This is a genomic window from Trinickia soli (assembly GCF_002879855.1).
GTDB lineage: Bacteria > Pseudomonadota > Gammaproteobacteria > Burkholderiales > Burkholderiaceae > Trinickia > Trinickia soli.
Window position 1 is genome coordinate 1 of the sequence record NZ_PNYB01000092.1, and the last position, 403, is coordinate 403.

The following is a 403-nucleotide window of genomic DNA, read 5'->3' on the forward strand; positions in this document are numbered from 1 at the left end:
GATGAAAATCTTGATAACTTAAAAGAAGAAATCGTCAATGAATTTATCGATGAAGAAGATCCAGAAAATGAATTACTTATTAAAGAAGTTTATGCAATTTTAAATGAATTAGTGAAAGAAGAAGTTCGACGTTTAATTGCAGATGAAAAAATTAGACCAGACGGCCGTAAACCTGATGAAATCCGTCCATTAGATTCTGAAGTTGGTATTTTACCTAGAACGCATGGTTCAGGTCTATTTACACGTGGTCAGACTCAAGCACTTTCAGTTTTAACATTAGGTGCTTTAGGCGATTATCAATTAATTGATGGTTTAGGACCTGAAGAAGAAAAAAGATTCATGCATCATTACAACTTCCCGAATTTTTCAGTAGGTGAAACTGGTCCAGTACGTGCGCCAGGTC

1 pseudogene is annotated in these 403 nt (G+C 35.2%); it reads left to right on the plus strand.

Going from position 1 to position 403, the window contains the following annotated elements:
* Positions 1 to 403: pseudogene (locus C0Z19_RS29260) on the plus strand (hypothetical protein); the annotation flags it as partial.